This window comes from Bifidobacterium pullorum subsp. saeculare (assembly GCF_016899725.1).
Classification (GTDB): Bacteria; Actinomycetota; Actinomycetes; order Actinomycetales; family Bifidobacteriaceae; genus Bifidobacterium; species Bifidobacterium pullorum_C.
On sequence record NZ_JACLYU010000038.1, the window covers coordinates 1 to 5,629 of the forward strand.

Consider the following 5,629-nt stretch of genomic DNA (forward strand, 5'->3'; position numbering starts at 1 on the left):
GTGTGGTGGTGGTTTGAGAACTCAAGAGCGTGTTTGTACTACTTTTGTAGAGTCATTTGATTGCCAGTCCAATCGCAGCCCGTGCTTGTTTGTGGGTTCGGGTCACCGGAGGGTGTGTGAGTGCGGTTGGGGTTTTTGTGCGAACGTCCTTCCTTATAGGATGTTCCGTCTTTTTTGTGAGAGTCTGTTTTTGGCTTTCCATGATGTTTTTTTGTGGAGGGTTCGATTCTGGCTCAGGATGAACGCTGGCGGCGTGCTTAACACATGCAAGTCGAACGGGATCCTCGGGTGCTTGCACCTGGGGTGAGAGTGGCGAACGGGTGAGTAATGCGTGACCAACCTGCCCCATGCTCCGGAATAGCTCCTGGAAACGGGTGGTAATGCCGGATGGTCCGCCTGGCCGCATGGCTGGGTGGGAAAGATTTCATCGGCGTGGGATGGGGTCGCGTCCTATCAGCTTGTTGGTGGGGTGATGGCCTACCAAGGCTTCGACGGGTAGCCGGCCTGAGAGGGCGACCGGCCACATTGGGACTGAGATACGGCCCAGACTCCTACGGGAGGCAGCAGTGGGGAATATTGCACAATGGGCGCAAGCCTGATGCAGCGACGCCGCGTGCGGGATGACGGCCTTCGGGTTGTAAACCGCTTTTGATTGGGAGCAAGCGCGAGTGAGTGTACCTTTCGAATAAGCGCCGGCTAACTACGTGCCAGCAGCCGCGGTAATACGTAGGGCGCAAGCGTTATCCGGAATTATTGGGCGTAAAGGGCTCGTAGGCGGTTCGTCGCGTCTGGTGTGAAAGTCCATCGCTTAACGGTGGATCTGCGCCGGGTACGGGCGGGCTTGAGTGCGGTAGGGGAGACTGGAATTCCCGGTGTAACGGTGGAATGTGTAGATATCGGGAAGAACACCAATGGCGAAGGCAGGTCTCTGGGCCGTTACTGACGCTGAGGAGCGAAAGCGTGGGGAGCGAACAGGATTAGATACCCTGGTAGTCCACGCCGTAAACGGTGGATGCTGGATGTGGGGCCCATTCCACGGGTCCTGTGTCGGAGCTAACGCGTTAAGCATCCCGCCTGGGGAGTACGGCCGCAAGGCTAAAACTCAAAGAAATTGACGGGGGCCCGCACAAGCGGCGGAGCATGCGGATTAATTCGATGCAACGCGAAGAACCTTACCTGGGCTTGACATGTTCCCGACCGGCCTGGAGACAGGCCTTCCCTTCGGGGCGGGTTCACAGGTGGTGCATGGTCGTCGTCAGCTCGTGTCGTGAGATGTTGGGTTAAGTCCCGCAACGAGCGCAACCCTCGCCCCGTGTTGCCAGCACGTCATGGTGGGAACTCACGGGGGACCGCCGGGGTTAACTCGGAGGAAGGTGGGGATGACGTCAGATCATCATGCCCCTTACGTCCAGGGCTTCACGCATGCTACAATGGCCGGCACAACGGGATGCGACATGGTGACATGGAGCGGATCCCTGAAAACCGGTCTCAGTTCGGATTGGAGTCTGCAACCCGACTCCATGAAGGCGGAGTCGCTAGTAATCGCGAATCAGCAACGTCGCGGTGAATGCGTTCCCGGGCCTTGTACACACCGCCCGTCAAGTCATGAAAGTGGGCAGCACCCGAAGCCGGTGGCCTAACCCCTTGTGGGAGGGAGCCGTCTAAGGTGAGGCTCGTGATTGGGACTAAGTCGTAACAAGGTAGCCGTACCGGAAGGTGCGGCTGGATCACCTCCTTTCTACGGAGAGTTCGGCACGGTGTCTGCCGTGCGGTGTGTGTCCCCCTGGTCTCCGGATCGTCCGGGATCGCGGGGGGAATGCTGGTGTGGAAGAGATCGGATGGTTCTGCGATGCCTGGGCGTTGTGCCTGGGCGGGTGGTATGGGCATGCTTTTGGGTTCCCGGACCGCCACCCCGGCCGCCTTTCGTGGCCGGTGTGTGTCTGGGATGCCGTCCCATGGCCTTCGGCTTCCGTCTGTTGGTGGTCGCTTCGGGGGGTGTGGGTGCGGGTGGTGGTTTGAGAACTGGATAGTGGACGCGAGCAAGGCAACAGCGTGTAGTGTTGTTGTTCTTGTTTCTGAAGTTTCGAATCGAACTCTTAAAAGTTTTTTTGAGTCGTTTCGATCGTTTTGTGATCATGATTATCGTGTGATGATTTGTCGTCTGGTTGTTCGCGAATTTGGTCTTGCGGGCGCGCCGCCCATTTGTCGTGGTGTGGGTGTTGCTTGCAAGGGCGTATGGTGGATGCCTTGGCAGACAGGACCGATGAAGGACGTAGCGGGCCGCGATAGGCCTCGGGGAGCCGCCGAGCGGGCTTTGATCCGAGGATGTCCGAATGGGGGAACCCGGCCATCTTAGATGGGTGGTCACCGGCCTTCGGGCTGGGGGGTACGCAGGGAAGTGAAACATCTCAGTACCTGCAGGAAAGGATACTCCGTGAGTAGTGGCGAGCGAAAGCGGATGAGGCCAAACCGTGTGCGTGTGATACCCGCCGGGGGTTGCGCATGCGGTGTTGCGGGACGTCATGTCCGGGGCCCGGCGGCCCCGGCGCGAGTCACAAAGCCGTGTGTCAGGGGAACCGGATTGGATGCCGGGCCGCAGAGGGTGATGGCCCCGTACCCGTCGGCGCATGGTCTCGCGATTGATGTTGTCCCAAGTAGCGCGGGTCCCGTGGAACCCCGCGTGAATCAGCCCCGACCGTGGGGCAAGCCTAAGTATATCTGTCTGACCGATAGTGAACTAGTACCGTGAGGGAAAGGTGAAAAGCACCCCGGGAGGGGAGTGAAACAGTCCCTGAAACCGTGCGCCTACGAACCGTCGGAGCCTCCTTTGAGTGGGGTGACGGCGTGCCTATCGAAAAATGAGTCTGCGAGTCAGTGGTGTGTGGCGAGCATAAGCCGTGTGGTGGATGCGTAGCGAAAGCGAGTCTTAAAAGGCGTTTGAGTCGCATGCCCTGGACCCGAAGCGGGATGATCTAGCCCTGGGCAGGTTGAAGCGCGGGTAAGACCGCGTGGAGGACCGAACCCACCTGGGTTGAAAACCGGGGGGATGACCTGGGGCTAGGGGTGAAAGGCCAATCAAATTCCGTGATAGCTGGTTCTCTCCGAAATGCATTTAGGTGCAGCGTCGGGATGAGCTTGCGGGGGGTAGAGCTACTGGATGCTTGCGGGCCCATATCGGGTACCAATAGCAGCCAAACTCCGAATACCCGTTCAAGTGTGCCCGGCAGTGACTCAGCGGGGGATAAGCTTCGTTGTGGAAAGGGAGACAGCCCAGACCGTCGTCTAAGGTCCCCAAGCGCGTGCTAAGTGGGAAAGGATGTGGGATTGCATAGACAGCCAGGAGGTTGGCTCAGAAGCAGCCATCCTTGAAAGAGTGCGTAACAGCTCACTGGTCTAGTGGTCCCGCGCCGACAATGTAGCGGGGCTCAAGCACGCCACCGAAGACGCGGCAGCAGCCATTGGTTGCTGGGTAGGAGAGCGTCCCCCATGGGGCGAAGCGGCGGCGCAAGCCTGCCGTGGACCGTGGGGGAGTGAGAATGCAGACATGAGTAGCGAGAGCGGGGTGACAATCCCCGCCGCTGGATGACCAAGGGTTCCGGGGCCACGCTCGTCGTCCCCGGGTGAGTCGGGTCCTAAGGCGAGGCCGACAGGCGTAGTCGAATGGATGAACGGGTCGATATTCCCGTACCGGCTTGCGACCGACAAAACCGAAAGTCGGGGCACTAACCTCCCCCCTCCCTGGTTCCCTTCCTTCGGGTCGGGCGTCGGGGTCGGGGTTGGGACAGACCCTTCCGGTAGGTCAGCGCAGGAGTGACACGGACAGGTAGCCGGCCGCGGAGGTGGTTTTCCGTGGTCAAGCATGCAGCCCGTCCCCCAGGCAAATCCGGGGGGCATTGTGGGCCAGGTGCGATGATGGGCGCCCTTGTGGCGCGAATCCGGTGATCCGGGCCGTCGAGAAAAGCTTCGGCGTGAGGGCGCAGGACCGCCCGTACCCCAAACCGACACTGGTGGTCAGGTAGAGAATACCAAAGCGATCGAGCGAATCCTGGTCAAGGAACTCGGCAAATTGCTCCCGTGCCTTCGGTATAAGGGAGACCCCCGGCGGTGACGGCCTTCGCGGCTTGAGCGGTTGGGGGTGGCACAGACCAGGGGGTAGCGACTGTTTACCAAAAACACAGGTGCATGCCAAGACGTAAGTCGCCGTATATGCACTGACGCCTGCCCGGTGCCGGAAGGTTAAGAGGATCCGTCACCCTTCGGGGGAAGCGGTGAATTCAAGCCCCGGTAAACGGCGGTGGTAACTATAACCATCCTAAGGTAGCGAAATTCCTTGTCGGGTAAGTTCCGACCTGCACGAATGGCGTAACGACTTCCCCACTGTCTCGACCAGGAGCTCGGCGAAATTGCAGTACGAGTAAAGATGCTCGTTAAGCGCAGAAGGACGAAAAGACCCCGGGACCTTTACTATACCTTGGTATTGTCATCCGGTTCGGATTGTGTAGCATAGGCGGGAGACCGTGAGACCGTGGCGCCAGCCATGGTGGAGTCGTCGTTGAAATACCGCTCTGTCCGGATTGGATGTCTAACCTCGGCACGTCATCCGTGCCAGGGACAGTGCCTGGCGGGTAGTTTAACTGGGGCGGTTGCCTCCCAAAGAGTAACGGAGGCGCCCAAAGGTTCCCTCAGCCCGGTTGGCAATCGGGTGTTGAGTGTAAGTGCACAAGGGAGCTTGACTGCGAGACCGACGGGTCGAGCAGGGACGAAAGTCGGGACTAGTGATCCGGTGCCGGTGTACGGACGCGGCATCGCTCAACGGATAAAAGGTACCCCGGGGATAACAGGCTGATCATTCCCAAGAGTCCATATCGACGGGATGGTTTGGCACCTCGATGTCGGCTCGTCGCATCCTGGGGCTGGAGCAGGTCCCAAGGGTTCGGCTGTTCGCCGATTAAAGCGGCACGCGAGCTGGGTTCAGAACGTCGTGAGACAGTTTGGTCTCTATCCTCTGCGCTCGTCGGAATCTTGAGGAGGCCTGCCCATAGTACGAGAGGACCTGGGTGGACGAACCTCTGGTATGCCAGTTGTCACGCCAGTGGCACGGCTGGTTGGCTACGTTCGGAAGGGATAACCGCTGAAAGCATCTAAGCGGGAAGCCTGCTCCAAGATAAGGATTCCACGCACCCTCGTGGTGCGAGACCCCCCATGTAGAACACGTGGTCGATAGGCCGGACGTGGAAGCCCCGCGAGGGGTGGAGCCGACCGGTACTAACGGGGAAACGGCAACAACCCAACCAACCCTTGTCCCAAGGGTTGGCGTCGCACAGACCAATGGCGGACACTCCCGATGGCAAGGAGCACGACAACCGCACGGTCACGAACACTTCCTTCAGGCACGCGTCCATTGTCCGGTCCCCAAGCCACCACGAGCCGACCCTCCGCAAGGGGGTCGATAAGAGAATAGATTTGCGGCGACCATGGCCCAGGAAAGACGCCCGGACCCATTCCGAACCCGGAAGCTAAGGCCTGGCACGGCGATGGTACTGCACCCGACAGGGTGTGGGAGAGTAGCACGTCGCCGCACCACACATACAAGGACCCCGGGTCGAGCACAGCTCCCCGGGGTTCCTTC

Annotated in this window: 3 rRNA genes; all 3 read left to right on the top strand. The window is 59.8% G+C overall.

Annotated elements, in window-relative coordinates:
* Positions 1 to 210: 210 nt before the first annotated feature.
* The 3 genes from H7U32_RS09135 to rrf all read left to right on the top strand — a co-directional run bounded on the left by H7U32_RS09135 (position 211) and on the right by rrf (position 5,581).
* Positions 211 to 1,738: ribosomal RNA gene (locus H7U32_RS09135) — 16S ribosomal RNA — on the top strand.
* 477 nt (positions 1,739 to 2,215) lie between these two features.
* Positions 2,216 to 5,289 (top strand): 23S ribosomal RNA (locus tag H7U32_RS09140).
* 175 nt (positions 5,290 to 5,464) lie between these two features.
* A 5S ribosomal RNA gene (gene rrf, locus H7U32_RS09145) occupies positions 5,465 to 5,581 on the top strand.
* Together the 16S, 23S and 5S rRNA genes form the textbook arrangement of a ribosomal RNA operon.
* Positions 5,582 to 5,629: the final 48 nt, after the last annotated feature.